Below are 26,249 nucleotides of genomic sequence, written 5' to 3' on the forward strand. Positions count from 1 at the left end.
TTTATCATATCAAATTCCTACTTTATCCTCTTAATCTATAACCACACAATATGAAAAAAAATTTACTCTTATTCTTTCTCTTATTTTCAGGTTATCATTTTGCTTTTGCGCAAACAAAAGTAATAACCGGTAAAGTAATTGATTCGAAAGACGGATCACCCATACCAGGGGTAAGCGTGATCGTAAAAGATGTACCCTCTGTAGGTACACAAACAGATCCAAATGGATCGTACAGCATCTCCGTTCCGGCTGGTACGCATTCATTAGTATTTAAATACATAGGGTATAAAGAATCTATTATACCTATAAAAGGTAACGTACTTAATGTACAATTGGAAGTAGATCCAAAGCAATTGACAGAAGTAGTTGTGGTTGGTTATGGTACGCAAAAACGTGCTAACATCACAGGAGCAATCACTTCTGTAACTGCTAAAGATGTCGCGAACACTCCAGTGACCACCTTTGAACAGGCTTTGCAAGGTAAAACGTCCGGCGTAAACATCCAGGCAAATAATGGCAAGCTTGGCCAGGGTGTGAGCATTAATATACGCGGTGTAGCAAGTATTTCTGGTACCACACAACCATTGATAGTAATGGATGGAATAGTAATTAACCAGGCAGATCTTTCAAGTAATGGAGCTGCAACCAACCCACTTGCAGACATCAACTTTAACGACATAGAATCTTTTGAAATTTTAAAGGACGCCTCGGCTTCCGCCATATATGGTTCAAGAGCTTCAGCTGGTGTTATCCTTATCACGACCAAAAGGGGTAAGGCCGGGACCGCAAAAATTGATATTAACGCTCAATTTGGTTATGATCAGCCTTCCAGGCATCGCCAGTTTTTAAATTCTCAGCAATGGCTGCAAATAGAAGAGCGTGCCGGAGTGGGAGCTGCCAAGCAAGATTATGCGGCAGGGCTTTACGATTCTCTCTCTACTGCTCTTGCTGACTATAAATCATACGTAGAAGGCGAGTTTACTGCTTTAGCAGCAGGCAATACAAATTGGGCCTCAACTAATACAGATTGGGAAAAGCAAGCTTTTCAAACGGCTCCTCATCAGCAATACGATCTTAATTTTTCGGGCGGCAACGATAAAACAACCTACTATTTTGGTGGACAAGCACTTAATCAAACAGGTATATTAAAAGGAAATGCATTCCAAAGGTATAGCGGAAGGGTTAATGTGGACACAAAGATTTCCAGCACTTTTGATGCCGGGATAAATCTAAACTTTACTCATACTTATAATGAGCGTATAGCTAATGACGATAACTTTAATACGCCTTTGCAAATTGTAGCCTTATCACCGATAACTCCTGTGATAGACCCCCGTTCCGGCTTGATAAGCGGTACGCCTCCGGGAGCAAGCAGCAGTTACCCGCTTTATTATAACCCATTGGTAAGTGTTGACAATGAATATTTCCACACCAATGTCTATCGCACATTGGGCAACATGTATGCGAACTGGGAAATAGTAAAGCACCTGACTTTCCACTCAGATCTGGGTGTCGATCAGCTCAATCAAAACGAAGATAGTTACGCCAACAGCCTTACGGCCCGTAACACCGGCACCAATCACGGATCAGGCACTAACGCTGAAAACATACTAGTGCATTTTACGATAAACAATTATCTGACCTATAAAAATACTTTTAACAAAGATAATACGCTGGACGTAACTGTAGGTACAGGTTATGAAAACAACCACTCGACAGCTAACAGCGTTTCAGGGCAACAATTTCCTTCTGATGCCTACAAAACCATCGCCTCTGCTGCCCTTATCAATGCTGGTACATCAACCCAAAGTGCAAGCACGCTTATATCTTATTTTGCCAGAACAAATTATGCCTATAAAAACAAGTATCTGCTTTCTGCAAGCATACGAGCGGATGGGTCTTCCAATTTCGGTGTAAACAATCGCTACGGTTATTTCCCAGGAGGCTCTTTAGGATGGGTAGCAAGTGAAGAGGATTTTATGAAAAGCTTAACAGCCATAAGCAGTCTGAAAATCAGGGCGAGTTATGGTTTGACAGGTGATAATGGTGTGCCAAACTATTCGGCTTTAGGATTATTTTCTGGATCAACACCAAGCGGATCACCGGCAGGCTACAATGGCGCAGCCGGGCAGCGATATGCGCAGATTGCCAATCCAAACTTAAAATGGGCTACCACTAGCCAACTAAACCTTGGAATTGACTGGGGACTATTTAATAACCGCTTGTCAGGAAGCGTGGATTATTATAAAAAGAACACTAGTAATCTATTCCTGAATGTTAATATTCCTGAAACATCTGGTATTGCTACGCAACTTCAAAACCTGGGTAAGCTTTATAATCAGGGCTTTGAATTCCTGATAACCTCAGAGAACTTTATTGGTAAGTTCCGGTGGTCAACCAGCTTTAACGCCGCTTATAATAAAAACAAAGTTACCTATACTGCTGGTCAGCAAATTGCAGGAGGATCGGATTTAAACTATGTAATTGAAGGTCAGCAGGTGGGTGTTTTCTACGGGCGTCAATATGCAGGGGTTGATCCTGCAAACGGTGATGCATTGTATTACCTGAACACTAAAAATGCCGATGGCTCAGTTAATCACGGTACTACCAACAATTTTAACGATGCCCAAAATGTAGTATTAGGTAACGCGCAACCAGATTGGACCGGAGGAATAACTAATAATTTTTCATATAAAGGATTTGATTTATCCTTTACGTTCTATGGTTCCTTCGGCAATCAAATATACAACGGGGGTGGTCAATACATGAGCGCAGAGGCAAGCAATGGTTTTGATAATCAAACCGTTGATCAGCTCAAGTACTGGAACAAGCCTGGAGATATAACTAATGTTCCGGAGCCGCGACTATTTTATGCCAACGGAACCGGAGCATCCAGCAGGTATTTGTCAAGCGGATCTTATGTCAGGCTAAAGTCAGCTACTATTGGATATAACATTCCCAAGTCAGTACTTTCTAAAATAAAAGTAGATCGAGCAAGGGTTTTTGTGAATGGATATAACCTGTTTCTGATAACCAATTACAAAGGATGGGACCCGGAAGTAAACACAGATTTTTTGGCAAGCAATATCAATTTGGGTAATGATTTTTATTCGGCGCCACAACCGCGTACTATTACTTTCGGACTGAATGTTGGATTATAATTTAAAAATAAGACAATGAAAAAAATGAAAAAAATATATATAGGCGCTGTATCTTCACTGTTGATACTCAGTGCCTGCAATAAGCAACTTGACCTAAAACCTTATCAGTCTATCGATCAGGGATCGGCAATACTAACTGCTCAGGACGTCCAAATAACATTGGTAGGCGCATATAACCGCGCAGGTTTGACCGACCTATACGGCGGTGGGGTCTTTCTGTATCCCGACCTGATGTCCACACAAAGCATTTTGAACTGGCAAGGAACTTTTCAGACCCTTACCGATATGACCAACCAGGCCATAACAATTGATAACTCTGATGTTAATTTAACCTGGCTGGATGGTTACCAGGTAATTAACCAGACGAACAATGTTTTGGCTAACATAAGCAAGGTGGCCAGTGCAGATAAAAATCGTGTGGAAGGGGAAGCGAAATTTTTGAGAGGGATGACCTACTTTGACCTGACAAGGCTTTTTGGAAGAGCCTGGAACGATGGAGATCCGGCAGCCAACCTGGCTGTACCTATAATTTTAACACCAACTACCTCCATTACACCGGCATCCTATGTTGCCAGAAGCACGGTAGCGCAAGTATATGCACAAGCCATTGCAGACCTGACCGATGCGGAGGCAAACTTACCCGCCAGCAACACCTTTTTTGCAAATTCATACTCCGCTTCAGCAATCCTTGCCCGCTTGTATCTTCAACAAGGAGACTTCGCAAACGCGGCAAAGGAAGCTAATACAGTGATCAGCTCCAAAGTGTTTACCCTTAATGCTAATTATGCTGACGAATTCCCATATCCGGGTCAACAGCATGTGGATAACACGCCGGAGGATATTTTTGCAATCCAGGTTACCCCGCAACAGGGCGTAAATTCACTAAATACATTTTACGCATCTTCAGACAATGCAGGCAGGGGTGATATTGTTATAAAGGACAGCTTTGTAGCCGGCTTTGAAACTGGCGATCTGCGTCTATCAATGTACAATGATGACAGCGCAGGTATTTTAAGATGCAACAAATTTGATAACGTAGACGGGAATGTTCATATAATACGTTTGGCTGAGCTTTACCTGATCCGGGCAGAAGCAAATTTAAGGTTAGGCGCAGTTACAGCGGCTCCAAACAGGCCAATTGACGACGTAAACACAATCAGAGCAAGAGCAGGACTAAAGCCTCTTTCAACAGTGACAATAAATGATGTATTAACTGAACGGGTTCATGAACTTGCTTTTGAGGGCGGATTCTTTTTACATGATGCCAAAAGAACCAATAATTTGCCGTCAGCTACATATGCCGGTACTTTACCAAGTTTCTCACCACGGCTGGTGTTCCCTATACCGCAGGTAGAATTAAATGCTAATCCGAAACTGGTGCAAAATCCAGGTTATGGCACTCATTAAAAAATGCTGATTTTAAAAGCCGGAGATCTGAATATCTCCGGCTTTTTTTTCTGCCATAAATGTGCTTATATTTAACAACAGTCTTATTTCAATTCCTCAATAATTTTATGAAAAAAACTTTGCTACTGGCAATTTCAACAAGTATATCAACCCTTATTTTTGCTCAAAATAAATCCACGTTAAAGCCGGCAGATTTCTTAAAAGTAAGAGCTCTTAGTGATGCACAGGTATCGCCGGATGATAAGTGGGTGGCTTACTGTTTATCAGAGGTAGATACAGCCAGGGACAAACGCATTTCAAACTTATGGATGCAAAGTCTTAACGGCCCAGAATCTATCCAGCTAACTCATGGACCCGAACCTGCATCGACACCGCGCTGGAGCCCGGATGGAAAATATCTTTCCTTCCTGTCATCACGCGAATCAAAAAACACCTCACAGGTATGGCTGCTTGACCGTCGCGGAGGCGAAGCAAAAAAATTAACAGATATTAAAGGTGATATGGATTTTTATGCCTGGTCTCCCGATTCAAAAAAACTATTATTGCTGATCCAGGACCCTGAAAATAATGGCAAAGAGGAGCCTAAGACCCCATCGCCGATATTGATCGACCAATATCATTTTAAACAGGATATAGAAGGTTACTTACTCCATCTGCATAAACATCTTTATCTTTTTGATGTTGAAACCAAAAAATTAGATACGCTAACCAAAGGAAAAACTGATGAGAGCGCAGCTGAATGGTCACCGGACGGCAAAAAAATAGTCTTCGTAAGCAATCATACAGCTGATCCTGATAGGGATGATGATTACAACATATATACGATCGACGCCAAAGCGGGCGGTACAGTTAATCAGCTAACTACCTGGAAAGGTCATGATGTTAGTCCCAAATGGAGCCCTGACGGCAAATTCATTGCTTATCTGCGCTCAACAAGTGATGTGGAATACACCATGTATGACCAGGATATATTGTGCATAATGGATGCTGATGGCAGCAACAGCAAGATTTTAACACAACAGTTGGATCGCCCGGTTGCCAGCCCAACCTGGAGCAAAGACAGTAAATCCATTTCATTTATAGTTAGTGATGACCGTAAAGGTTATTTAGCCAAGTATGATGTCGGCTCAAAAAAAATTAGCACAGTTAACACCGGGGATTACGCTTTTCTTAGCGTACGCTCCTTCGGGCCGGATAATTGGGTAACGGAGTTAAGTACGCCCTATTTGCCTACTGAATTATTTGCTATTGAACATGGTAAAATACGCAGACTTACCTATCACCAGGATTGGCTAAACGATGTTAAACTGGCACATGTTGAAGGATTTCAGTCAAAAAGCAAAGACGGTACGCTGGTTTCGGGATTAGTGTATACCCCGGACAGTATAAAAGGTAAAAAAATGCCGTTTATATTATTTATACATGGCGGCCCGGTTGACCAGGACGACTATACTTTTGACGAAACAAGACAAGTTTTAGCAAGTGCCGGTTTTGCTGTTGCGGCAGTAAATTATCGCGGCAGTTATGGCCGCGGACTTGACTATTGCAAAGCAATTAGTGCTGACTGGGGCAATAAAGAGGTTGTTGACCTTTTAGGCGCGGTAGATGAATTAGTGAAAGAAGGCATAGCCGATCCGGACCACCTGGGTATTGGCGGCTGGAGTTACGGCGGCATACTAACAGACTACACTATAGCTTCTGATACGCGTTTCAAAGCGGCATCAAGCGGGGCAGGGAGTGCCTTACAAACCAGTATGTATGGCGTTGACCAGTATGTGCTGCAATATGATAATGAAATAGGCCCGCCATGGAAAAGCCAGGACAAATGGATAAGCCTTTCTTACCCTTTCTTCCATGCCGATAAAATAAAAACCCCGGTAATGTTTATGTCCGGCCTAAAAGATTTTAATGTGCCTACCGCTGGAAGCGAGCAAATGTATGAAGCGTTAAGGTCACTGAATATACCAACTCAGCTGATACTTTATCCCGGTCAATATCATGGCATTACTACACCGAGTTATCAGGTCGACCGCCTGAAAAGGTATATAGATTGGTATAGTAAATACCTCAAATAAGAACTTATTCAAAGCCCGGATAGTAAAAATTCCGGGCTTTTTTTTCGTGTTGTTGCGTACGCTGTCCACAGATAGATTTTGAATTTTAAGGATAATTCTGCTAGTTAATTTGTTATTTAAATTTTACTAACTATATTAGCATTATTCTTAACCTAAATCTTTCACATTAAAAATCTGCACCTTTGTATATCACTATGACACCTATACAAGCCCTGCAAAAATATTTTGGCTACAGCGAATTCAGGCACCAGCAGGAAGCTATTATTCAGCATGTTTTAAACGGACAGGACGTATTGACACTGATGCCCACGGGCGGTGGCAAATCATTATGTTACCAGTTACCCGCTGTACTGATGGATGGCCTTACCATTGTGATCTCGCCGTTGATCGCTTTGATGAAGGACCAGGTAGACAGCCTGAATGTAAATGGCATACCGGCTGCCTTCTTAAATTCATCACAATCACCAAATGAACAGCAGTATATTACAGATCAGCTAAAAAGCAACAAAATAAAACTGCTTTACCTTGCGCCCGAGCGTTTGTTTGGATCGGGAAGCAACCTGATCAATTTTTTAAAATCGTTGCCAGTTTGTTTGATCGCTATTGATGAGGCACATTGTATTTCGCACTGGGGGCATGATTTCAGGCCTGAATATTTGATGTTAGCCGGCTTAAAAACCGAGTTCCCTAAAATACCGGTTATTGCGCTTACAGCCACTGCTGATGAACTGACCCGCAAGGATATCCTTGAGAAATTAAATCTGCATAAACCTGCTGAATTTGTCTCCTCATTCAACCGGGCGAATATTACTTACAGGGTAATCCCTAAAAAGAATAGTTTTAACCAGTTGCTGGCTTTTCTGAATGAAAGGAAAGAGGATTCGGGGATTATTTATTGCTTATCGCGCAAATCAACTGAAGAATTAGCCGCTGATCTGAAAGAAGAAGGATTTTCTGCCGAAGCCTACCATGCCGGAATGGATAATGCCCAAAAGGCCAAAAACCAGGAAGCTTTTTTGCGGGATGATGTAAAGATCATTGTGGCAACCATTGCATTTGGGATGGGGATCAATAAGTCAAATGTGCGGTATGTGGTACACGTTGATCTACCTAAAAATATTGAGGGCTATTACCAGGAAACCGGTCGTGCTGGCAGGGATGGACTGCCATCGGATGCTTTATTGCTATACTCATACGGTGATGCTATTAAGTTACAGCGTTTTGCCAAGGTAGACGGAAATGAGGACCAAAGCGCCATTATGCTCAAAAAGTTGGATGATATGGTGAAATATTCCCAGCTGCAAACCTGCCGGAGGCAATACCTGATGCATTACTTTGATGAAGCGTTTCCGGATAATTGCGGATCTTGTGATATCTGCCTGAGCGAATATGAAAAATTTGATGCAACGCTGATCGCCCAAAAAGCACTTTCGGCAGTGGCGCGTTTAAATGAACGTTTTGGCAGTACTTATGTAATCGATCTTTTGCGCGGCTCGAGGAGCGAAAAGTTAAGGGAGGAGCATAAACAATTAAAAACTTATGGCATAGGCGCCGATATAAGCAAGGCCGATTGGCAGCGTTACCTGCGTGAACTGGTTTCGCTCGGTTACCTGGCCGTTACTGAAGATGGTTACCACGTATTAAAACTAACCGACAAAAGCAACGCCGTTCTAAAAGGCCAGCAAAAAGTTGAACTGATCGCCTCACAAACTATAGAAGAAAGAGAACAAGAGGTTATTCCATATGAAGCAGGCCTATTAAATGAATTAAAAACAATTCGCAGGGATATTGCCGGGAATGAAAATGTTCCGGCTTATATTATTTTGTCTGATGCTGCATTGATGGAAATGGCTACTTATCTGCCACAGACATTGGATGAGTTGCGCCTGATATCCGGTTTTGGTGACGTGAAACTGGCGAGGTATGGACGGGAATTCCTGATCCCGGTTAAAAATTATTGTGGTAAACATAATTTATCATCACGGATAAAACAAAAATCGACGAAACCTGAGCGGAAAGCTAAAAAAGGGAATAGCAATAGTTCAAAATCCTCTAATACTGCTTCTGATAGTTTTAACTTGTTCAGATCAGGTAAAACAATTGCTGAAATAGCTGCTGCGCGCAACCTGGCTACATCTACTATTGAAGGTCATTTAAGTTATTATATTTTTACAGGTGCAATTGATATATTCGAGATGGTAAATGAAGAAAAGAAACTTTTAATACAGAATGCGGTTGAAAGTTATGGAGGGGAAAAATTAGGCCCATTAAAAGAAGTATTAGGAGAAGACCACAGCTATGGCGAAATAAAAGCAGTTTTAGCGTGGATGCGACGTACGGGGACAATTTAAAAAATAGAAAATACAGATACACAATGCATAACGTATCTACTCATTAAATAATAATGACTACTACTGAAAATCTATATCAAATTTATCTAAAGCATCCTGTTATCAGTACGGATACACGTAAGATTGCACCGGGCAGTATATTTTTTGCGTTGAAGGGTGATAAATTTGATGCGAATACCTTTGCGGAACAGGCGATTGCGGCAGGGGCGGCTTATGCGGTAATCGATAATCCGGCTTATAGTTTGGGTGATCAATATATTTTGGTAGACGATGTATTAACCACCTTGCAGGATTTAGCCAGATTTCATCGCAGGCAATTGAATATTCCTGTTGTTGGCTTGACGGGGACCAATGGTAAAACCACAACCAAAGAACTGATCAATTCTGTTTTATCACAGCATTTTAATACTTACGCCACACAGGGTAATCTGAATAATCATATAGGTGTGCCGCTAACAATTTTATCCATTAACAGTACACACGAGGCGGCGGTCATTGAGATGGGCGCCAATCACCAAAAGGAGATTGAACTATTGAGCAATATTGCTCAGCCATCGCACGGATTAATTACCAATGTGGGTAAAGCGCATTTGGAAGGTTTCGGTGGTGTTGAAGGAGTGAAAAAAGGAAAGGGTGAGCTATATGATTATTTGAGTCAGAAAGTCGGAAAGTCCGGGAGTCCGCAAGAAAGTGTTGCTTTCGTTAATAGTGCTGACAAGGTACTGATGGAAATGCAAGAAGCAAGAAATCTAAAAAATGTAGTGCTTTATGGCGATGATGGCAATCTTACTAATTTGGTTTCAGGACAATTAATAGAAAACTCGCCCTATTTGACCCTACAGTGGACCAATAATGAAACCGGAAAAAGCTACGAGGTTAAATCCCAATTGACAGGGGCTTACAACCTCGATAATATATTGGCTGCAATTTGTATCGGAGTTTATTTTAAATTGACGGCAGAAGAAATTAATACAGGCATTAGCGGCTATCAACCTAAAAACAATCGTTCGCAGATAACTACAACTGCTACTAATACACTAATCTGCGATTATTACAATGCAAATCCAAGCAGCATGTTTGTCGCTATTGAAAACCTGGGCAAGCTAAACGCTGAGTATAAAGTATTGGTTTTGGGTGATATGTTCGAAATGGGACAGGAATCTGCTGCGGAGCATGAGGCAGTGATCAGGAAAGCGTTAGCAACGCCGGTGAATGGACGGATATTTATAGGAGCTGAATTTTACAAAGCAAAAGAAGCCATTGACTATAAGCCATCTGTCCTTGACAAATTCTATCCAACAGCCGAAGATGCCATCATAGGATTAAAAATGAACCCCATAAAAAACGCAACCATACTTATTAAAGGCTCCCGCGGGATGGCGCTGGAAAGATTGGTAGAGTTATTTTAATTTCTCAAATGAAAAAATATACTGTATTGATTTTTGTCTCTCTGACACCGCTTATAACATTTGCTCAAAAAAAATTGCCCATATGGGTTACGGAAGAATTTCAAAATAGCAAACTATCTTTAAAATATTCATTTGCCAATTTTGTTAAACCCAACTATTTAATGGCAGATTTTAATGGGGATAAAATTGATGACGTAGCAGTATTAATATCTGAAAATAATACCAATAAGAAAGGAATATTGATATTATTTGGTGAAAATAAGAAATACACTATTCTGGGTGCTGGCATGAGTTTTGGAAATGGCTCTGATAACTTCATGTGGATGAAAGGTTGGAAAGTTTACAATGAAAAAATAGCATTTCAAACTCAAATTAATAGTGACGGTGATCTGATCGGCTCTAAAAAGATGAAATTAAAAAATCACGGTATTTCAGCATGGGATGTAGTAGATGGCGAACCCAATTCGGGTGGAATAATTTATTGGACGGGACTGAAATTCATTTGGATACAGCAAGGTGAATAACAATCATAATAGATATGTCAGATCCCTTCATATATCTCCAGTTTATCCGTCAGCACATGATGGCTTTACCGGGTGTTACCGAAGGGCTAAGCCACGGCACACCTGCATTTTATGTAAATAAAAGAATGCTAACGCGATTGTGGGAGAACGGTGAAGTTTTAGTTGTACGTACCGAAGAAAGAGATAAATGGATGCAAGCCGATCCTGAAACATTTTTCATTACTGATCATTACCGAAATTACCCAACTATGCTTATTAAAATGGACAGGGTACAGCCGGATGATCTGAAACAATTGTTAACCGATGCCTGGCTCGGTCGTGCATCTAAAATGCAGATCAAAGAGTATGAAAAGAACATTTAAAAACTCTTGTCATGTTGAGCAATAACGAAACATCTTCTATGCCTTGCTCTTCGATATGTCGCTTGCTGAAGATCCCTCGCTACGCAATCGGGATGACAAGGAGAAAAACAAATCCGAAATCGAACATTCGAAACGGCAAAGCCCTCTTGAGCACCTTGAAAAAACAAACCCAAAGCGAAAAATCCGAAATTAACGCAGCGCCAGCTTCGCTACTTCCTCTCCTACCAAACTCCCCATCGCTACGCCCATGCCATTGCACCTTACCGCGCAAAATACATTTGACTGCACTTCTTTAATGATCGGACTAATGTCCTCTCCAAAACCCATAATGCCGCTCCACCAGTAATCTATCTCGGCGTTTTGCCCGGGTAATATTATTTCATTAAGGTATTGGGCTAACTGTGTTTTAACTTCTTCGGTATGGCCAAAATCCAGGGTCTCTTCCTGTTTAAAATCGATATTTCGGCCGCCGCCAAAAAGTACCCGGTTATCAATATTCCTGAAATAATAGTAACCTTCATTAAAATGGTAGGTGCCTTTTATTTTTAATCCGGGTATAGGTTTAGTTACCAGCACCTGTCCCCGACCCGGTATTACATCCAGTTCAGGATATAATTTTGCAGCGAAAGCATTGGTCGCTAATATTACTTTAGCTGTTTTAAAATTGCCCTGCGAAGTATTCAAACGGATATGCCCGTCTTCATTATCGATGGAGTTCACACCACAATCGTTAAGTACTAATATACCTAAACTATAAACTTTGTTCAGCAGTGCACGCATCATTTTGCCGGTATGTATCTGTCCCTCAAAAGGGTTATAGATCATATGGCTTATCTTATTGAAGCCAAATTCAGCTATTTTGGCATCAGCAACTGCATAAATGTCAGCGTTACCGATCACCTGCTTCAGCAAATTGTTAAAGTATGTTAATTGATCCAGGCTCTCTTCGGCAGTTTCAGCCTCATCATCCATAAATAATTCATACCCGCCATATTGATGGTACTCAATGCTGCCATCGCCCAGGTTTTCACGAAGCTTTTGCAGGCCGCGCCATTTGTAATCAACCAGGCGAAGCACCTCTTCTTCCGACGACCGTTTTAAGTAAGAGATCTGCTCTGAAAGTGTACCAAAACAGGCAAAACCGGCATTCTTAGTACTGGCGCCGCTGGGCAAAAAACCCCTTTCCAATACGGTTATATTTAAACCAGGTTGTTTGCGTTTTAAATTCAATGCGGCACTAAGGCCCACTATGCCGCTGCCTATGATGATCACATCCGAGTTATTGATAAAAGCGGTGCGTTCCCAGTATGAAAATGAAGGTTCCAAGCTCAAAAGTAAAAATTCCTTGGAATACTTTTTGAAATACCTCTCTTAAATAATATGACCATGAATCATTTAGCATTTATTATAGGATATAATTCCGCCTGGCTCCTGATGATCATCGTAGCGATTGTCAGTTTTATTGTACAGTGGCGTTTTAAAAGCAAGTTTAACAAATATGCTGAGATCGGCTTGCTATCTGGTCTTAGCGGTAAGGATGTTGCCGAACGTATGCTGAAGGACAATCAGATCTATGATGTAGATGTAATATCGGTTGAAGGCCAGCTAACCGACCACTATAATCCTGGGACCAAAACGGTAAACCTTAGTCCCGATGTTTACTATAGCCGCAGTGTGGCCGCCGCCGCAGTGGCCGCCCATGAATGCGGGCACGCAGTACAACACGCAAGATCATATGCCTGGCTGAACCTGCGTTCCTCATTAGTACCGGTTATTAATGTGGCTTCTACCCTAACCCAGTGGACTTTATTTATTGGGGTGATGTTGCTTTTCTTTACCCATAACCCTTTTGTGCTGGCTATTGGTGTTGCCGCATTGGCTTTAGTAACGCTGTTCAGTTTTATTACCTTACCGGTAGAGTTTGATGCTAGCAACCGGGCGCTTATCTGGCTAAATAATAATTACAATGTAATGGAAACTAAAGAAGAGCACGAACAGGCAAAAGATGCCCTTTGGTGGGCAGCTATGACTTATGTAGTTGCTGCTTTAGGCTCACTTGCTACTTTACTCTATTACGCTTCGTTTTTATTTAACAGGAGAAACTAAGCCCCGTTATAAAATAGTTAAAAAAACATTTATCCAATAGAAGTCCCGTCTGGTATATCCTGCGGGGCTTTTTTGTTAGGTCGATCCCCGCTTCTAACTACATTCTAATTTGAATATTCAAACCTATTCATACACTTATTTGTAGTTATACAAAACAACCAAAATGAAAAAGTTAATAAGAATAGGGCTATTTATAGCGGCGATAATATTTGCCAGCCCTAAAATATATGCCCAGGTAAGTGTGGGTTTAAGTATCTCGGCCAATATTGCGCCGCCAGCCATCCCGGATTATGACCAACCGCCATGCCCTGTCGATGGCTATTTATGGCAGCCCGGCTATTGGGCGTATGATAATTACTCAGGTGGCTATTATTGGGTACCCGGTGTTTGGGTTGCCCCGCCAACAGTAGGCTATTTATGGACACCTTGTTACTGGGGATATAGTGGCGGTGTGTACGTATATCACGCCGGATACTGGGGGCCGCACGTAGGTTTCTACGGTGGTATTAATTATGGATACGGTTATTTCGGTTCAGGTTTTGCCGGCGGTGGCTGGCACAGCGGGCATTTCCGTTACAATACTGCCGTGGTGCACGTAAACACCACCGTAATTCGTAATACTTATGTTGATCGCACTGTTATAAGGAATACAAGGGTAAACAATCGCGTAAGTTATAATGGCGGAAGAGGCGGCGTTACTGCGAGGCCAAATTCACAACAGCAACAGGCCATGCGCGAACGCCATGTACAGGCTACATCTGCACAAATAAATCACCAGCAAGCAGCAAGTAAAAACCGCAGTCAGTTTGCTTCAGTAAATCATGGGCGGCCATCGGTTACTGCCACAAGCAGGGTGAATAATCGTGTGCCAAACAGGCAACCAAATAGTACTGCACATACCCGTCCAACTGAGAACAACCGCGCTACACAGCAACATGCTCAGCAGCAAAGAGCACAGACACAACAACATGCCCAGCAACAAGAAAGAGGACAACAGCAAAGGGCACAATCACAGCAGCAGCATGCCCAGCAGCAACGGTCGCAGGTGCAACATCAGCAACGCGCTCAGCAAAACCAGGCGCAACAGCAACAAAGAGCGCAGCAGCAACATGCCCAACAATCACGGGTACAACAACAGCAGCGGGCGCAAATGCAGCAACAGCCAAGATCGCAACCACAACATATGCAGGCACAGCATGCATCCCAGCCACATGCAAATCCAGGAGGCAGGGGCGGAGAACCGCAAAGGCACAGATAAAAATTTAGCATAAAAAAAGCTTTCTGCGAATCTCAGAAGGCTTTTTTTTAATAATCTGAAAAGGATATAATTACATTCCTTTCGCTACTGCGATCTTTTTATTTAGCAAGTACTGATTTTTTGCATCAATACCTTCAAAGGTATAAGTCCAAATCTGATTAGAATCGGTTGTGACTTTAATTTTGTATAAATTATTGGCACTTGTAAATTCACAATCTCGTATACCCGGGGTATCAAACATTGTACACTCATTTTTGGGGTAACCACTATACAGGTTATCAAATAGGGTATTGGCAAAATCAAAATATTCCGTTTTATCAATCGTGTAAGGAGCAAAACCCGGGGAGGTGGCGTTAACTGTATTCATATGAATAAAATGCTGATATGGTATTATAATAACTCCGTTCTTTTTAATTGATGTTTCAACAACTGTTTTAATCCTTTTATCCGAAAAGTTACACATTGACATCTTATCAATCATAAAATCAACTCCTTCGCCTTTAGTATGCCAGTCCAGCAATCCCGATGACTTATCTTGTATACCCGGGCTTAAGCTTTCAAATACTCTTTCCCATTTACCTGTTGATTTATTCTTGTTAATTATTATAATTCCCGGAAATTCACGGTAAGGTATACTCAACACCACAACCTGGATACCATTTACCGGTGGTACTATCTTTTTTATGCTTACATGATATTTATTAGTGATCAGCAGATTATTTGCAATTGCTTGAATCTCTTCTTTATTCAAATTCTGCCCGTAACCATATTGAATTGTCAACAATAAAAATATTAAAATAAAGAACGGAGTAATTGTTTTTTTCATAAGCTTTTGTTGATTTAAATTTCAAAAAAAAACCAGACCGATTTACGATCTGGCTATTCAAATTATAAATAAAAATCTTAATTCATTCTGTATGGTGTGATCAGATAAAACTCGGGGATCTGCACATCAAATATGGCGTTGTCTATCAGGCGCGTCATTTGGTATTCACCTTTCATGCTGCCCATATCGGTTTTAAGGTTACAGCCCGATACATATTCGTGCGTGTTGCCCGGTTCAATAATAGGTTGCTGTCCTACTACGCCTTCTCCCTCCACTTCTCTTTTGGCGCCATTTGAGTCAAAAATTTCCCAGTGTCTGCGTAAAAGCTGCACTGAACTATGTCCCACATTCTCGATGCTTATTTTGTAAGCAAACATATAATGGTCATTTGCGGGGTTAGAATACTCCGGTTGATAGATAGTTTCTACAGAAACCTTAACGCCATCAGTAATAGTAGTAATCATGAGCTAACTGTGAATGATTTCAAATATATATTTTATCAAGACAAATATTAAGCCATTTCTGTACTATAATGTTCGGATACCTCAAATAATATTTCCAGCACTTCTTCCAGGTTGGCGGCGGTCACCAGTTTCATGCGGAATTCTTTAAAATGATCCACACCTTTAAAGTAATTGGAATAATGCCGGCGCATCTCAAAAATGCCTGTTTTTGGCCCTTTCCACTCAATAGATTTCTCTAGGTGGGTTTTACAAACCTCTACGCGTTCGGCAATTGTTGGTTTTTCCAGGTGCTCGCCGGTTTTAAAATAATGTTTTATTTCGCGGAAGATCCATGGGTAACCGATAGCTGCCCGACCGATCATCATGCCGTCAACCTCATACTCCATTCGCCATTCAGCGGCTTTTCGTGGCGAATCGATGTCGCCATTGCCAAAAATGGGGATTTTTATCCTCGGATTTTTTTTAATCTGATGAATTAATGACCAATCGGCTACCCCTTTATACATTTGTGACCGGGTGCGGCCATGTATGGTCAATGCCTTAATACCTACGTCCTGCAGGCGCTCGGCCACTTCATAAACATTTTTTGTATTATCGTCCCAGCCTAATCTTGTTTTAACAGTAACAGGCAGATGGGTGGCTTCAACAACCGCTTTGGTCATGGCTACCATTTTATCGATATCTTGCAATAAACTTGCACCTGCACCACGGCAAGCCACCTGTTTTACCGGACAGCCGTAATTGATATCCATAATATCCGGATTAGCCAGGGTAGCTATCTCGGTAGCCTCACGCATGTGGTCAATATCGCTGCCGAATATTTGTATGCCTATCGGGCGTTCGTACTCAAAAATGTCCAGCTTCTGCCTGCTTTTTGCTGCATCACGTATTAGTCCTTCTGATGAGATAAATTCCGTATACATCATATCCGCTCCGTTCTGTTTACATACATAACGGAACGGCGGATCACTCACATCCTCCATTGGAGCAAGCAATAGCGGAAAATCTCCCAGATCAATATTTCCAATTTGTACAGACATGCCTTATCTTTATCCGCCGCAAAAATAAGAAATTTAAGGCATATTATGACAGACGGTCCCCTTAACCCAATACCCCACAGGCAAATATCTCCATCATTACAGTTTTTGATCCTTTTTGGATTACTTATATCCCTTATAATAATAGGTGCCGAATTGGGCAAAATCATTATTGAGTCATCTTTTGGAGCAGGCTCTTTTGAAGCTGTTATTAAGTCGGATGGATCATCAGAAAAATACCGCAATGCGCTATGGATATTCCAGCTAATAAGTACAACTCTACCCATTTTACTTTGCCCTGTTTTGTTTTCCTATATCATCGTTCGTGAACCTGATAATTATCTTAAAACATCTTTTGAGTTCCCGTGGCTGCTTATTGTTATTGTGTTTTTGATAATGATTTTGTCATCCCCGGTAATGGAGTTTATCAGCAATATAAATGAGAGCTTCAATTTGCCCAAATGGATGCGTGATGAAGAAGATGCCCTGAAAAAGTTATCTGATAACATGATGCAAATGAAAACCATCGGCAACATGATCTTTAACCTGGTATTTATTGGCCTGGTAACAGCCATTGCCGAGGAGCTGCTGTTTAGGGGTGCGCTCCAAACCATATTAATGAGGTGGACTAAAAATAAACACGCCGCCGTTTGGATCACAGCTATTTTATTCAGCGCATTTCATATGGAATTTTTCGGTTTTATACCACGCTTGTTTCTGGGCGTTCTTTTTGGTTATTTCGTAGCCTGGAGCGGGAGTATATGGCCATCCATATGGGCACATTTTATAAACAACGGAACGGTAGTAGTGATCACCTACCTGGCACAGAGTAAAATATGGGATATCAACCCGGATGATCAGCATGTATTTAACGCTGCCGTGTATATCATAAGCTTTATAATTACTATATTTTTGCTGTTTATTTATAGGTATATTGCAGTAAAGCGGCAAATTGCAGACATCAATGGAGAAGAACTGGATTAAAATCTTTTCGTCTAACAATTACTACCAGGCAGAGATAGTAAAACAAATGCTTATTGAGCAGCAGATAGCTACAGTCCTGTTAAACAAGCAAGATTCGCCGCATCGTACATTCGGCCAGATTGAAGTATATATTCACCAGCAGGATTTCAGCAATGCCATCGAGGCCATGATCCTGAACCAGATCAATTTATGAAAACACGCGCCATTACCGGCTTTTTCTTTGTTATTATTATGGTTGGCTCTACTTTACTAGGGCCTCACACCTTTGATATTTTTTACTTGGTTCTTTCCATCTTATGTTTGTTCGAATTTTATAGACTGGTAAAACAAGACGAAATTAAGCCATCCTTGATCTTAGGCCTGATAACTGGCATATTGCTGTATGCGATATTCACCATACTTGCAATAGACAATAGCGATCCACCGAGGAACCATTTGCTGCTTGCACTTGTACCCTGTTTTGCTGGTATATTTATACAAGAACTTTTCAGGAAATCACCCTCGCCTTTTACTAATATCGCTTATACCGTTTTTGGCTTATTGTTTACCATAATACCTTTTTGTTTTTTTAATGCCTTGGCTTACTTGAACATGTACAAAGGTTTCAATTTCCATATACCGCTTGCCTTCCTGATCATGCTTTGGGCCAATGATACCGGCGCTTATTTAAGCGGATACTTTTTCGGGCGGACCAAACTCTTCGAACGCCATTCGCCTAAGAAAACATGGGAGGGCTTTATAGGTGGTGTACTCATCAGCGCTTTAGCCGCCTATATTATAAGTAGATATTACCACGATCTGTCCTGGGATCATTGGGTAACCATCGCTGTACTAATCAGTTGCTTCGGCACATTGGGTGACCTGGTTGAATCGATGTTCAAGCGCAGCATCAATATTAAGGACTCCGGCGGTATATTACCGGGCCATGGCGGCCTGCTCGATCGCTTCGACGGCCTATTATTATCGGCACCAATTGTATATGCCTATCTCTACTTAATTACAAATTCGTAATTTTGAACAAAAATTATATAAAAATGACTATCCACAAAGAAGGATATACTTCCATTGCCCTGTGTGTGTTGCTGATATTTGTAGTAAACGCATTAATACAGTTTTACTACCCCGATGCGCACGTTTTAAAATGGTTCGTATATATTTTATCGTTCGCACTTTTTGTTATTATCCTGCAATTTTTCCGTAGTCCGCATTTTCCTATATCAGTAGATGAAAAAAATGTGATTTGCCCTGCAGATGGTAAAGTAGTAGTGATCGAAGAAACTGACGAAACCGAGTTTCTGAAAGACAGGCGCATACAGATATCAGTATTTATGTCGCCCATCAATGTGCACGTTAACCGTAATCCTATTGCGGGTGTAGTAAAGTATTTCAGATATCATCCGGGAAAATATTTGGTGGCCTGGCATCCAAAATCGTCTACAGAAAATGAGCGTACCACTATTGTGATCGAAAACAGCAAAGGTATCCCGGTATTGTTCAGACAGATTGCCGGTGCAATGGCACGCCGCATTGTATGGTATGTAAAAGAAGGCGACAAGGTAGAACAAGGCCAGCAATTCGGTTTTATCAAATTCGGCTCAAGGGTTGATGTTTTCCTGCCCTTAGGTACCAAGATCAATGTGGCTTTGGGTGAAGTAGTGCAAGGCGGTCGTACCGTATTGGCTGAGCTATCAGAACCTGTTGTGGCAAAGAAAGAGCCTGTGGCTGTTGAAAAAGTTACTATTGCTAAACCAAAGGCGGTAAAGAGTAAGGTATAAATCGTCTGAACCAGAATTTATTGAATTTTCAGAATTCTATTAATTCTACAAATTCCGGTTCCGACAACAAGGACAACGAAAAAAAGTCCTTCTGAAAATTCAGAAGGACTTTTGTATTTTATTAATTCCCCCTTCAGGGGGTTAGGGGGTTTAAACTCTTTTTGATTTGATACGAGCTGCTTTACCGGTCAATTCGCGCAGGTAGAACAATTTAGCACGACGAACCTTACCGTAGCTGTTAACTTCGATCTTATCGATATTAGGTGAGTTGATTGGGAATATACGTTCAACACCTACACCGTTTGAAACTTTACGTACTGTAAATGTTTCGCTAACGCCTACACTGTTACGCTGGATAACTACACCCTGGTAAAGCTGTATACGCTCTTTGTTTCCTTCTCTGATTTTATAGTGAACGCTAACAGTATCACCGGCTTTGAACGCGGGATGTTGCCTTTTTTCTACTGATTGCTCTTCAACAAATTTTACTAAATCCATGATTTTAAGCTCTTAAAAGCGATTTTTAACCCGTAAAAATCGGATTGCAATAATAGGGATTTTATTTTTAAATAAAAAGTCTAATTTAAAAATTTCCACATTTTGTTTCTTCTCCACATTAATTTAAAAAGCTGAATTTGAAATCAGCCGATCAAAAATTATTTAAAAAAAGTTCTTGACTCTTACCCTACGTCATACCATAGCTTTGTAACAAATAATGGGTTATGATAGAAAGAATCAACTATTCTGTTAAGCAAATTGCCAGGCTGGCAGGGGTGAGTGTGCGCACGCTTCATCTATATGACAAGATTGGTTTGCTAAAACCGTCGTTGCGAACACGGGCCGGGTACAGACAATATGGCGAAGCCGAATTATTTCGGCTGCAACAAATACTTTTTTACAGAGAGCTCGATATACCGCTAAAGGAAATTGCCGAAATTTTAAATGATCCGCAGTTTGACCTGATAAAAGCGCTATCGGGTCACAAACAGTCATTGATATCCAGGCGTGACAGATTGAACACCTTATTAAAGACTATTGATAAAACCATCATCAACATAAAAAACAAGACTATGAACAACGTAGAAGAATTATATGAAGGCTTGCCAAAAGAACAAGCTGCGGTTTGGAGAAAAGAAGCAATAGAAAAATGGGGCGAAGATGTAGTCCTCAGATCAGAAACGGGTCTGCTCGAAATGGGTAAGCTCGATCTTGAACAATTGAAAACTGATCAAAAGAACATCGTACAAAAATTAAAATCATTATCTGGTAAAAACCCGGAAAGTGACGAAGTACAGGAGCAGATAGCCCTGCATTACGCCAATATCCGCAGCTTTTGGGGTGTAAGTGATCCTACAGACTTAAAAGCTGAAACCTATAAAGGTCTTGCCGAGCTCTACGCAGCAGATGAAAGATATACTATTATTAATGGAAAGTCCGATCCTGATTATGCTGCATTTATGCATAAAGGCATGTTTTATTTTGCCGATAACAGATTGAAGTAAGGCGCCAGGCAATTAGTCTTTCAGCAGGTCGGGTCTCCGGGTCTTCGTCCGCTCCACAGCTTGCTCAAAACGCCATTTTTCAATTTCGGGGGTATTGCCGCTTAGCAGGATATCCGGCACTTTATGACCGTTCCAATCTGCAGGACGGGTATAAACCGGCGCATCCAGCAGATCATCCTGGAAAGAATCCGACAATGCCGAAGTTTCATCACTTAACACACCTGGGATTAAGCGAACCACAGCATCAACCAATACCGCCGCAGGCAGTTCACCGCCTGAAAGTACGTAGTCGCCTATGGAAATTTCGCGGGTTACGTAGATGTCGCGTATCCGCTGGTCGATACCTTTATAATGCCCGCAAAGAATGATGATATTTTTTTTGATGGATAATTGATTGGCGATCGACTGGTTCAATGTCTCCCCGTCCGGCGACATGAAGATGATCTCGTCATAATCTCTTTCAGCCCTCAGTTTTTCAATGCATTTGGCAAATGGCTCAATCGTCATCACCATTCCGCTGCCGCCACCATAAGGATAATCATCCACGCTTTTTTGCTTGTTGGTAGCATAATCGCGCAGATTATGTACGTGGATCTCCGCTATGCCTTTCTTTTGCGCACGCTGTAAAATAGAATGTGCAAATGGGCTTTCGAGCAAAGCAGGCAAAACGGTTATGAGATCAAAACGCATCCTTATAGAATCAGGGCGCAAGATACAAGATACAAGACATATATGGTATAAAAATGAATTTTGAACTCACATAAACAACCAGCTTGAGTATAAAAATTATAATCCTGGCTCTTGATTCTTGTATCTTGACTCTTTACACCGGGTTCTGATAAAGGCCTAGCACATTCCCAAAAGGGTCACTGAAACGGGCGGTGATCTCGGGTGCATCCATTCCTATAGGCTGAACAATCTTACCGCCGTTGGCGATAACAGCGTCAATCGTTTCTTCCACACTATCCATCATGATATAAATCAGCAAACCCGGTTCCGGAGATGGCTTATATTCCGTTGTCCACATACCGCTTACCACACCTACCCCATCGTCAAATGCAGCACTGCCATGATTATCTTTTCTGATAGGCCAGCCAAATACTGCCTCATAAAAATTTACGGATTGGGGAATATCACCGGCTGGTATCTCCAAATAACATATCTTACCATTGCCACCACCGGGATGCTGGTACAAACCGATCACATTGCCGCCTGGATCATTAAACCAGGCGATGATCTCCGTATCGCTTATCGGCATCTGCTTAATTATTTTGCAGCCGGCAGCAGTTATCTTTTCTATGGTTTCGGCCACACTATCCACCATAATGGAGAGCAATAACCCAGCCTCGGTAGACGGTTTGCGCCCCAACACCCATGTTCCGCTTACTTCGAATATTCCGTCATCAAAGGCAGTACTGCCATTGCCGCGCTTACGAACGTGCCACCCAAAAACTTTATGATAAAAAGAAGATGATTCCTCAATGCTGTTTGCAGGGATCTCGACGTAGCAAATTTTGCCATTGCCAAGGGTGGGTTCTTTTAAGTTTTTCATTTTGATGATCTTATTTCAATATTTTCTCAATTAGCCAATGGTGACCGAAAGGGTCCATAACATCTCCCTGCCTATATCTATAATCGTAATCCGTTACCGGGGAAATCGCTTTGGCACCTGCCGCAACTGCCCTGTCGAATACCGCATGCACATCATCAACCATCAGGCCTACTATCACTGTTGTGCCCGAAGCACTTGCCGGACTTATACTATTGTTCCGCGTTACTTCTTCGTGTAAATGAAACATAGCGCCATCTATTTCCAGTTCTGCAACATGGATGCTTCCGTCGTCATTACTCCACCGCTGTAGTTCCTTAGCTCCAAAAGCCTCAGTATAAAAGCTAATATCGGTAACGCCGTGACCAATGATCAGTTGAGGTACAAAAGTTGTTTTCTGTGTCATTTTGATTGCTATTTTTCTTGTCTCCTGATTCTTACATCTTGATTCTATCTTCAATCCCCTTCTTCCAGCATAAATATCTCTTCCAACGGCTTACCAAATACCCGGGCAATTTTTAATGCTAAGACTGTTGAAGGCACATATTTATTACTCTCAATCGTATTAATTGTTTGCCGGGACACGCCGACCTGCTCGGCCAGATCAGCCTGGGTAATGTCTTTTATGGCACGTTCAACTCGGATGTTATTTTTCATGATCCCCCTCCCGGCTTAATGAACGGTTCAACCGAAAAATCACCCATCTGAAACGAATAACAAAGAATATCAACGGCACCCATAAATTTAACTCCAACATGTGCCCAACATCTTCTATAAATACCAGGCTGATGATCAAAATCAGGTAGTTAATATAAATGGCCCATCGTAATGAGTCCAGCCGGACATGCCATATCTGCTCATCCTCAATTTTTTCTTTGGCGAAAGCCACTAAGAATAAGCCACTCGTCATCAGTAAAGTAGTACCTATAAAAAATAGATGTTCACCTGTAAATGCGCCTTGATTGCCCGGTCCTTGATCCAATATATTAGTCATCCCGTGCGATCTGCCTAATATACTGAGTGGCACATGCAGTATCACAAGTCCCCAGCCCAGGTAGCGGCACCAGTAGGGGAATAAAAAATGGTTTTTCATATAGCAAGATTTCCTTTCAGGTGGTCATTGTTGTATTTCCACAAGATGTAATTAAAACGCAGCACAAAGAAAAATGCAATGGTGCCGAGGTTAAAAAACATCACCACCATAAAATCAGTAAAGAAAAAGAAGAAATTAGCCAGCAATAAAACAGCGTAATTTACATACACCGCTAATTGCATCGATTCCAACCGCAATGTCGAAATAAACTCATCTTCATTTTTTTGCCTACTGTAACCCCATACCAATAAACTTAAGGGCAGAAACAAAAGCATTATGTCCAGTCCAGTGCCTGATAGGTCGCCATTTCCCCTACCAAACCAGTTAACTATAAACAGGAACAGGATAACGCCTAATAACGGAATAGAGATCAGCTTACCAATAAACTTATAGGGTTTTTCGGGCAGATAATATAGCTTGCCTACTATGTATTCCCCGTTTTTGCTGTAACGCAGGTAATAGTAACGAGCAATAAAGATAAGCAACGGAGTAAACAGGTTATAGATCGACATGCCCAATATATCGGCAAAGCCACCAAGCGGATCTTTGTCCAGCCTAAGTAATTCCATGGCGATAGTAACCATTAGCCAAACCAGGTAGGCCAGGTAGTTGATCAGCACGGACCAGTACAAAGCATTTTGCCGCATCCTGGCTGTTAGCTCGTCCTCTTTTTTCTCTTTCGAAAATGCGACAAGGAACAATCCCACAATTACCAGTAGCAAAACCAATGTCTTAGTCAGATCCTGGTAAACCGGGCCGTGGAAAAGCGGACTGCGCGGCCATATAGATACACCAAAGCCGGAGATCTTATAATCCCGGTAAATGGCCATATAACCCAAAACAAAATCGGGAAGAGCTAATATCCATCCTATAGGCTTCAACCAATTCGGAAATAAAAAGCGTGTTTTCATTTTTTGTCAAGTTTGATATACCAAATGTAAAGTTTATTTTACAAATGTCAAATGTTTGACAAAAAAATTAATAATTATTTACTCGTATAAAAATCTATCAAATAAGGTTTTAAAGGTACAGCATCTTTACTACGGAAGCCATCACCGATAACCAATTGATAATGCTGGTTGTGTTTAAGCTCAACTTCAAAAACTGCCGACTTGCCGTCTTCTGAAAATCCGGTGAAACGTTTAATCTTAAGCAGATTATCTTTACCCAAAGGCCCTAATTCGAAGTTTCTTCGCTGCTTGTCCATAGGGGTCGAAAATTCAATGGTTATTTGTGTGACGGCGTGGTCGACATCTAAAGCATTATTCACAAATGGTTTAATATCAACTACCTTGGGCCGGCTTTCTTCGTATTCATATTTAAGGGTTTGGATAGGTTTTGTCAAATACCCCGAGCGATCAACAAATTTGGCCAGGGCATTTTCATTGTTGTAATCCAGTTCGATCATTTCTTTGATGGCCTGCTTTTTATCTTTCGCATCGTTATAGTACTTCTCACATATAGTATAACCTACAGCATAGCCCAAATCCCTTACCCCAAACTCATTTTCGGCATTACTATATAGCCAAAAACCATAAGATGGATTAAACATTTGCGACGCAAAAACCTGCTTAACTCTTTCTTCATTACTTTTCGCGTAGTTTAATGCAGGCAGAGTAGATGGTTGCTCCGTCGCTTTTACAGCAAGATATTCCGCAACGCCCTCCAACACACTCTGTGCAAGCAAACTATTTGCCTCTGTAGTTTTCTGCTGCGTGTGTACGTACTCATGGATATTAGTAAATACAACAATATTTATGGGGTTACTCTTAAAGTAAGTTACTAATGCTCCGTAATTTGAAGGGAACTCTTTTGTTTCTATGTGCTCATCGGCCATTGCAATTTCACTTCCTATAAGCACCATGCTGTCCAATGTGGTTCCACCACTTTTAAAAGCGCCTACAGTAAAGTATATCTTAGCCGGTTTTAGTTCCGGATAAAGTTTTTTCAGCTTAAGCACATTCACAGAAATATCGGCTGCAAATTTTTTTGCCTTAAACATATTTGGCCTGATGGAATTCCAGAACAAAGGATAACTGTTTATTGCATCAATATATGATTTGTTGGTATAGGCCCTTGCCTGCATCATGGCTTTTAGTCCGGGCGTACCCTTTTCAATAAAAAGCCGGTTTATATAGTAATATTGTTTTACACTATCTTTTGTAGTAACAATTTTATCAAAGGCTGTCCAGAAATTGTCAATGTCGGTAGTAATAAAATCGGGGTTCTTTTCCTGTGCAAAGACTGTCTTAAAAACAAACAGAAAAATAAGGATGGTAAGGGCTTTCTTCATATTTGTATAAGATGAGATAAAATACCATCCGTGACACTAAATATAAAAATTCCTCAATAATTTGCAGGTCTGT

Annotated in this window: 26 protein-coding genes; 14 read left to right on the forward strand and 12 right to left on the reverse strand. The window is 41.3% G+C overall.

The window, feature by feature from the left end:
• The first annotated feature begins 50 nt into the window (after positions 1–50).
• The 7 genes from ACPPVU_RS00460 (at position 51) to ACPPVU_RS00490 (ending at position 11,289) form a co-directional block, all read left to right on the forward strand.
• Positions 51–3,161: a SusC/RagA family TonB-linked outer membrane protein gene (locus ACPPVU_RS00460; protein WP_426669718.1), complete on the forward strand. Its 3,111-nt coding sequence runs from the start codon at positions 51–53 to the stop codon at positions 3,159–3,161.
• A gap of 15 nt (positions 3,162–3,176) precedes the next feature.
• Complete coding sequence (locus tag ACPPVU_RS00465; RefSeq protein WP_426669719.1) at positions 3,177–4,568, forward strand: RagB/SusD family nutrient uptake outer membrane protein; 1,392 nt, start codon at positions 3,177–3,179, stop codon at positions 4,566–4,568.
• A gap of 107 nt (positions 4,569–4,675) precedes the next feature.
• Positions 4,676–6,643 carry a prolyl oligopeptidase family serine peptidase gene (locus ACPPVU_RS00470; RefSeq protein ID WP_426669720.1) on the forward strand — a complete coding sequence of 656 codons (1,968 nt, stop codon included), beginning with the start codon at positions 4,676–4,678 and terminating at the stop codon, positions 6,641–6,643.
• 194 nt (positions 6,644–6,837) lie between these two features.
• Positions 6,838–8,994 (forward strand): DNA helicase RecQ, encoded by a 2,157-nt coding sequence (gene recQ, locus ACPPVU_RS00475; protein WP_426669721.1) that lies wholly within the window; start codon positions 6,838–6,840, stop codon positions 8,992–8,994.
• A 53-nt stretch (positions 8,995–9,047) separates the two neighbouring features.
• Positions 9,048–10,403 (forward strand): UDP-N-acetylmuramoyl-tripeptide--D-alanyl-D-alanine ligase, encoded by a 1,356-nt coding sequence (locus ACPPVU_RS00480; RefSeq protein WP_426669722.1) that lies wholly within the window; start codon positions 9,048–9,050, stop codon positions 10,401–10,403.
• A gap of 8 nt (positions 10,404–10,411) precedes the next feature.
• Complete coding sequence (locus tag ACPPVU_RS00485) at positions 10,412–10,927, forward strand: hypothetical protein (protein ID WP_426669723.1); 516 nt, start codon at positions 10,412–10,414, stop codon at positions 10,925–10,927.
• Between the two features lie 14 nt (positions 10,928–10,941).
• Positions 10,942–11,289 (forward strand): MmcQ/YjbR family DNA-binding protein, encoded by a 348-nt coding sequence (locus ACPPVU_RS00490; protein WP_426669724.1) that lies wholly within the window; start codon positions 10,942–10,944, stop codon positions 11,287–11,289.
• Between the two features lie 189 nt (positions 11,290–11,478).
• Here ACPPVU_RS00490 and ACPPVU_RS00495 read toward each other — a convergent pair whose 3' ends face one another.
• Positions 11,479–12,615 carry an NAD(P)/FAD-dependent oxidoreductase gene (locus ACPPVU_RS00495; RefSeq protein ID WP_426669725.1) on the reverse strand — a complete coding sequence of 379 codons (1,137 nt, stop codon included), beginning with the start codon at positions 12,613–12,615 and terminating at the stop codon, positions 11,479–11,481.
• 60 nt (positions 12,616–12,675) lie between these two features.
• On the opposite strand from ACPPVU_RS00495, the gene ACPPVU_RS00500 reads away from it, so the two are divergent.
• Positions 12,676–13,395, forward strand: a complete 720-nt coding sequence (locus ACPPVU_RS00500) for a zinc metallopeptidase (protein WP_426669726.1) — start codon at positions 12,676–12,678, stop codon at positions 13,393–13,395.
• Positions 13,396–13,558: 163 nt separating this feature from the next.
• Positions 13,559–14,653: a YXWGXW repeat-containing protein gene (locus ACPPVU_RS00505; RefSeq protein WP_426669727.1), complete on the forward strand. Its 1,095-nt coding sequence runs from the start codon at positions 13,559–13,561 to the stop codon at positions 14,651–14,653.
• Positions 14,654–14,723: 70 nt separating this feature from the next.
• Here ACPPVU_RS00505 and ACPPVU_RS00510 read toward each other — a convergent pair whose 3' ends face one another.
• From ACPPVU_RS00510 to dusB, 3 genes are all read right to left on the reverse strand, one after another.
• A complete protein-coding gene (locus ACPPVU_RS00510) occupies positions 14,724–15,479 on the reverse strand; it encodes a hypothetical protein (protein WP_426669728.1) in 756 nt (251 codons plus the stop codon).
• 77 nt (positions 15,480–15,556) lie between these two features.
• Complete coding sequence (apaG, locus tag ACPPVU_RS00515; RefSeq protein WP_426669729.1) at positions 15,557–15,943, reverse strand: Co2+/Mg2+ efflux protein ApaG; 387 nt, start codon at positions 15,941–15,943, stop codon at positions 15,557–15,559.
• 47 nt (positions 15,944–15,990) lie between these two features.
• Positions 15,991–16,983, reverse strand: coding sequence for a tRNA dihydrouridine synthase DusB (gene dusB, locus ACPPVU_RS00520; RefSeq protein WP_426669730.1), 993 nt, complete (start codon positions 16,981–16,983; stop codon positions 15,991–15,993).
• Between the two features lie 45 nt (positions 16,984–17,028).
• Between dusB and ACPPVU_RS00525 the strand changes: the two genes are divergently transcribed.
• From ACPPVU_RS00525 to ACPPVU_RS00540, 4 genes are read left to right on the forward strand one after another with little or no spacing between them, the layout of a single operon-like run.
• Entirely contained in the window at positions 17,029–17,964 is a 936-nt protein-coding gene (locus tag ACPPVU_RS00525; protein ID WP_426669731.1) for a CPBP family intramembrane glutamic endopeptidase, read from the forward strand.
• Positions 17,945–18,157, forward strand: a complete 213-nt coding sequence (locus tag ACPPVU_RS00530; protein WP_426669732.1) for a hypothetical protein — start codon at positions 17,945–17,947, stop codon at positions 18,155–18,157. The genes ACPPVU_RS00525 and ACPPVU_RS00530 overlap by 20 nt, the downstream gene beginning before the upstream one ends.
• Entirely contained in the window at positions 18,154–18,975 is an 822-nt protein-coding gene (locus ACPPVU_RS00535) for a phosphatidate cytidylyltransferase (RefSeq protein WP_426669733.1), read from the forward strand. The genes ACPPVU_RS00530 and ACPPVU_RS00535 overlap by 4 nt, the downstream gene beginning before the upstream one ends.
• Before the next feature lie 23 nt (positions 18,976–18,998).
• Positions 18,999–19,739 (forward strand): phosphatidylserine decarboxylase family protein, encoded by a 741-nt coding sequence (locus ACPPVU_RS00540; RefSeq protein WP_426669734.1) that lies wholly within the window; start codon positions 18,999–19,001, stop codon positions 19,737–19,739.
• Between the two features lie 150 nt (positions 19,740–19,889).
• On the opposite strand, the gene rplS is transcribed toward ACPPVU_RS00540, so the two are convergent.
• Positions 19,890–20,237 (reverse strand): 50S ribosomal protein L19, encoded by a 348-nt coding sequence (rplS, locus tag ACPPVU_RS00545; RefSeq protein WP_426669735.1) that lies wholly within the window; start codon positions 20,235–20,237, stop codon positions 19,890–19,892.
• A 224-nt stretch (positions 20,238–20,461) separates the two neighbouring features.
• On the opposite strand from rplS, the gene ACPPVU_RS00550 reads away from it, so the two are divergent.
• Entirely contained in the window at positions 20,462–21,241 is a 780-nt protein-coding gene (locus ACPPVU_RS00550; protein WP_426669736.1) for a MerR family transcriptional regulator, read from the forward strand.
• A gap of 12 nt (positions 21,242–21,253) precedes the next feature.
• Here the strand turns inward: ACPPVU_RS00550 and trmD are convergent, their stop codons facing one another.
• The 7 genes from trmD to ACPPVU_RS00585 form a co-directional block, all read right to left on the reverse strand.
• Positions 21,254–21,931, reverse strand: a complete 678-nt coding sequence (trmD, locus tag ACPPVU_RS00555; protein WP_426669737.1) for a tRNA (guanosine(37)-N1)-methyltransferase TrmD — start codon at positions 21,929–21,931, stop codon at positions 21,254–21,256.
• Between the two features lie 133 nt (positions 21,932–22,064).
• Positions 22,065–22,793 (reverse strand): VOC family protein, encoded by a 729-nt coding sequence (locus ACPPVU_RS00560; RefSeq protein ID WP_426669738.1) that lies wholly within the window; start codon positions 22,791–22,793, stop codon positions 22,065–22,067.
• Positions 22,794–22,803: 10 nt separating this feature from the next.
• On the reverse strand, positions 22,804–23,196 hold the full coding sequence (locus tag ACPPVU_RS00565; RefSeq protein ID WP_426669739.1) for a VOC family protein: 393 nt from the start codon (positions 23,194–23,196) through the stop codon (positions 22,804–22,806).
• A gap of 50 nt (positions 23,197–23,246) precedes the next feature.
• Positions 23,247–23,447, reverse strand: coding sequence for a helix-turn-helix transcriptional regulator (locus ACPPVU_RS00570; RefSeq protein WP_426669740.1), 201 nt, complete (start codon positions 23,445–23,447; stop codon positions 23,247–23,249).
• On the reverse strand, positions 23,437–23,883 hold the full coding sequence (locus tag ACPPVU_RS00575) for a hypothetical protein (protein ID WP_426669741.1): 447 nt from the start codon (positions 23,881–23,883) through the stop codon (positions 23,437–23,439). The genes ACPPVU_RS00570 and ACPPVU_RS00575 overlap by 11 nt, the downstream gene beginning before the upstream one ends.
• The gene (locus ACPPVU_RS00580) at positions 23,880–24,794 is read right to left on the reverse strand and encodes a hypothetical protein (RefSeq protein WP_426669742.1); all 915 of its coding nucleotides are present in this window, start codon (positions 24,792–24,794) and stop codon (positions 23,880–23,882) included. The genes ACPPVU_RS00575 and ACPPVU_RS00580 overlap by 4 nt, the downstream gene beginning before the upstream one ends.
• Positions 24,795–24,868: 74 nt before the next feature.
• Entirely contained in the window at positions 24,869–26,176 is a 1,308-nt protein-coding gene (locus ACPPVU_RS00585; protein WP_426669743.1) for a hypothetical protein, read from the reverse strand.
• Between the last annotated feature and the right edge of the window lie 73 nt (positions 26,177–26,249).

Source organism: Mucilaginibacter sp. McL0603 (genome assembly GCF_049992945.1).
GTDB lineage: Bacteria > Bacteroidota > Bacteroidia > Sphingobacteriales > Sphingobacteriaceae > Mucilaginibacter.

Excerpts from the sequence above, each read along its gene's own strand:
- ACPPVU_RS00460 (WP_426669718.1), top strand. The coding sequence starts at position 51 with ATGAAAAAAAATTTACTCTTATTCTTTCTCTTATTTTCAGGTTATCAT.
- ACPPVU_RS00465 (WP_426669719.1), top strand. The coding sequence starts at position 3,177 with ATGAAAAAAATGAAAAAAATATATATAGGCGCTGTATCTTCACTGTTG.
- ACPPVU_RS00470 (WP_426669720.1), top strand. The coding sequence starts at position 4,676 with ATGAAAAAAACTTTGCTACTGGCAATTTCAACAAGTATATCAACCCTT.
- recQ (WP_426669721.1), top strand. The coding sequence starts at position 6,838 with ATGACACCTATACAAGCCCTGCAAAAATATTTTGGCTACAGCGAATTC.
- ACPPVU_RS00480 (WP_426669722.1), top strand. The coding sequence starts at position 9,048 with ATGACTACTACTGAAAATCTATATCAAATTTATCTAAAGCATCCTGTT.
- ACPPVU_RS00485 (WP_426669723.1), top strand. The coding sequence starts at position 10,412 with ATGAAAAAATATACTGTATTGATTTTTGTCTCTCTGACACCGCTTATA.
- ACPPVU_RS00490 (WP_426669724.1), top strand. The coding sequence starts at position 10,942 with ATGTCAGATCCCTTCATATATCTCCAGTTTATCCGTCAGCACATGATG.
- ACPPVU_RS00500 (WP_426669726.1), top strand. The coding sequence starts at position 12,676 with ATGAATCATTTAGCATTTATTATAGGATATAATTCCGCCTGGCTCCTG.
- ACPPVU_RS00505 (WP_426669727.1), top strand. The coding sequence starts at position 13,559 with ATGAAAAAGTTAATAAGAATAGGGCTATTTATAGCGGCGATAATATTT.
- ACPPVU_RS00510 (WP_426669728.1), bottom strand. The coding sequence starts at position 15,479 with ATGAAAAAAACAATTACTCCGTTCTTTATTTTAATATTTTTATTGTTG.
- apaG (WP_426669729.1), bottom strand. The coding sequence starts at position 15,943 with ATGATTACTACTATTACTGATGGCGTTAAGGTTTCTGTAGAAACTATC.
- dusB (WP_426669730.1), bottom strand. The coding sequence starts at position 16,983 with ATGTCTGTACAAATTGGAAATATTGATCTGGGAGATTTTCCGCTATTG.
- ACPPVU_RS00525 (WP_426669731.1), top strand. The coding sequence starts at position 17,029 with ATGACAGACGGTCCCCTTAACCCAATACCCCACAGGCAAATATCTCCA.
- ACPPVU_RS00530 (WP_426669732.1), top strand. The coding sequence starts at position 17,945 with ATGGAGAAGAACTGGATTAAAATCTTTTCGTCTAACAATTACTACCAG.
- ACPPVU_RS00535 (WP_426669733.1), top strand. The coding sequence starts at position 18,154 with ATGAAAACACGCGCCATTACCGGCTTTTTCTTTGTTATTATTATGGTT.
- ACPPVU_RS00540 (WP_426669734.1), top strand. The coding sequence starts at position 18,999 with ATGACTATCCACAAAGAAGGATATACTTCCATTGCCCTGTGTGTGTTG.
- rplS (WP_426669735.1), bottom strand. The coding sequence starts at position 20,237 with ATGGATTTAGTAAAATTTGTTGAAGAGCAATCAGTAGAAAAAAGGCAA.
- ACPPVU_RS00550 (WP_426669736.1), top strand. The coding sequence starts at position 20,462 with ATGATAGAAAGAATCAACTATTCTGTTAAGCAAATTGCCAGGCTGGCA.
- trmD (WP_426669737.1), bottom strand. The coding sequence starts at position 21,931 with ATGCGTTTTGATCTCATAACCGTTTTGCCTGCTTTGCTCGAAAGCCCA.
- ACPPVU_RS00560 (WP_426669738.1), bottom strand. The coding sequence starts at position 22,793 with ATGAAAAACTTAAAAGAACCCACCCTTGGCAATGGCAAAATTTGCTAC.
- ACPPVU_RS00565 (WP_426669739.1), bottom strand. The coding sequence starts at position 23,196 with ATGACACAGAAAACAACTTTTGTACCTCAACTGATCATTGGTCACGGC.
- ACPPVU_RS00570 (WP_426669740.1), bottom strand. The coding sequence starts at position 23,447 with ATGAAAAATAACATCCGAGTTGAACGTGCCATAAAAGACATTACCCAG.
- ACPPVU_RS00575 (WP_426669741.1), bottom strand. The coding sequence starts at position 23,883 with ATGAAAAACCATTTTTTATTCCCCTACTGGTGCCGCTACCTGGGCTGG.
- ACPPVU_RS00580 (WP_426669742.1), bottom strand. The coding sequence starts at position 24,794 with ATGAAAACACGCTTTTTATTTCCGAATTGGTTGAAGCCTATAGGATGG.
- ACPPVU_RS00585 (WP_426669743.1), bottom strand. The coding sequence starts at position 26,176 with ATGAAGAAAGCCCTTACCATCCTTATTTTTCTGTTTGTTTTTAAGACA.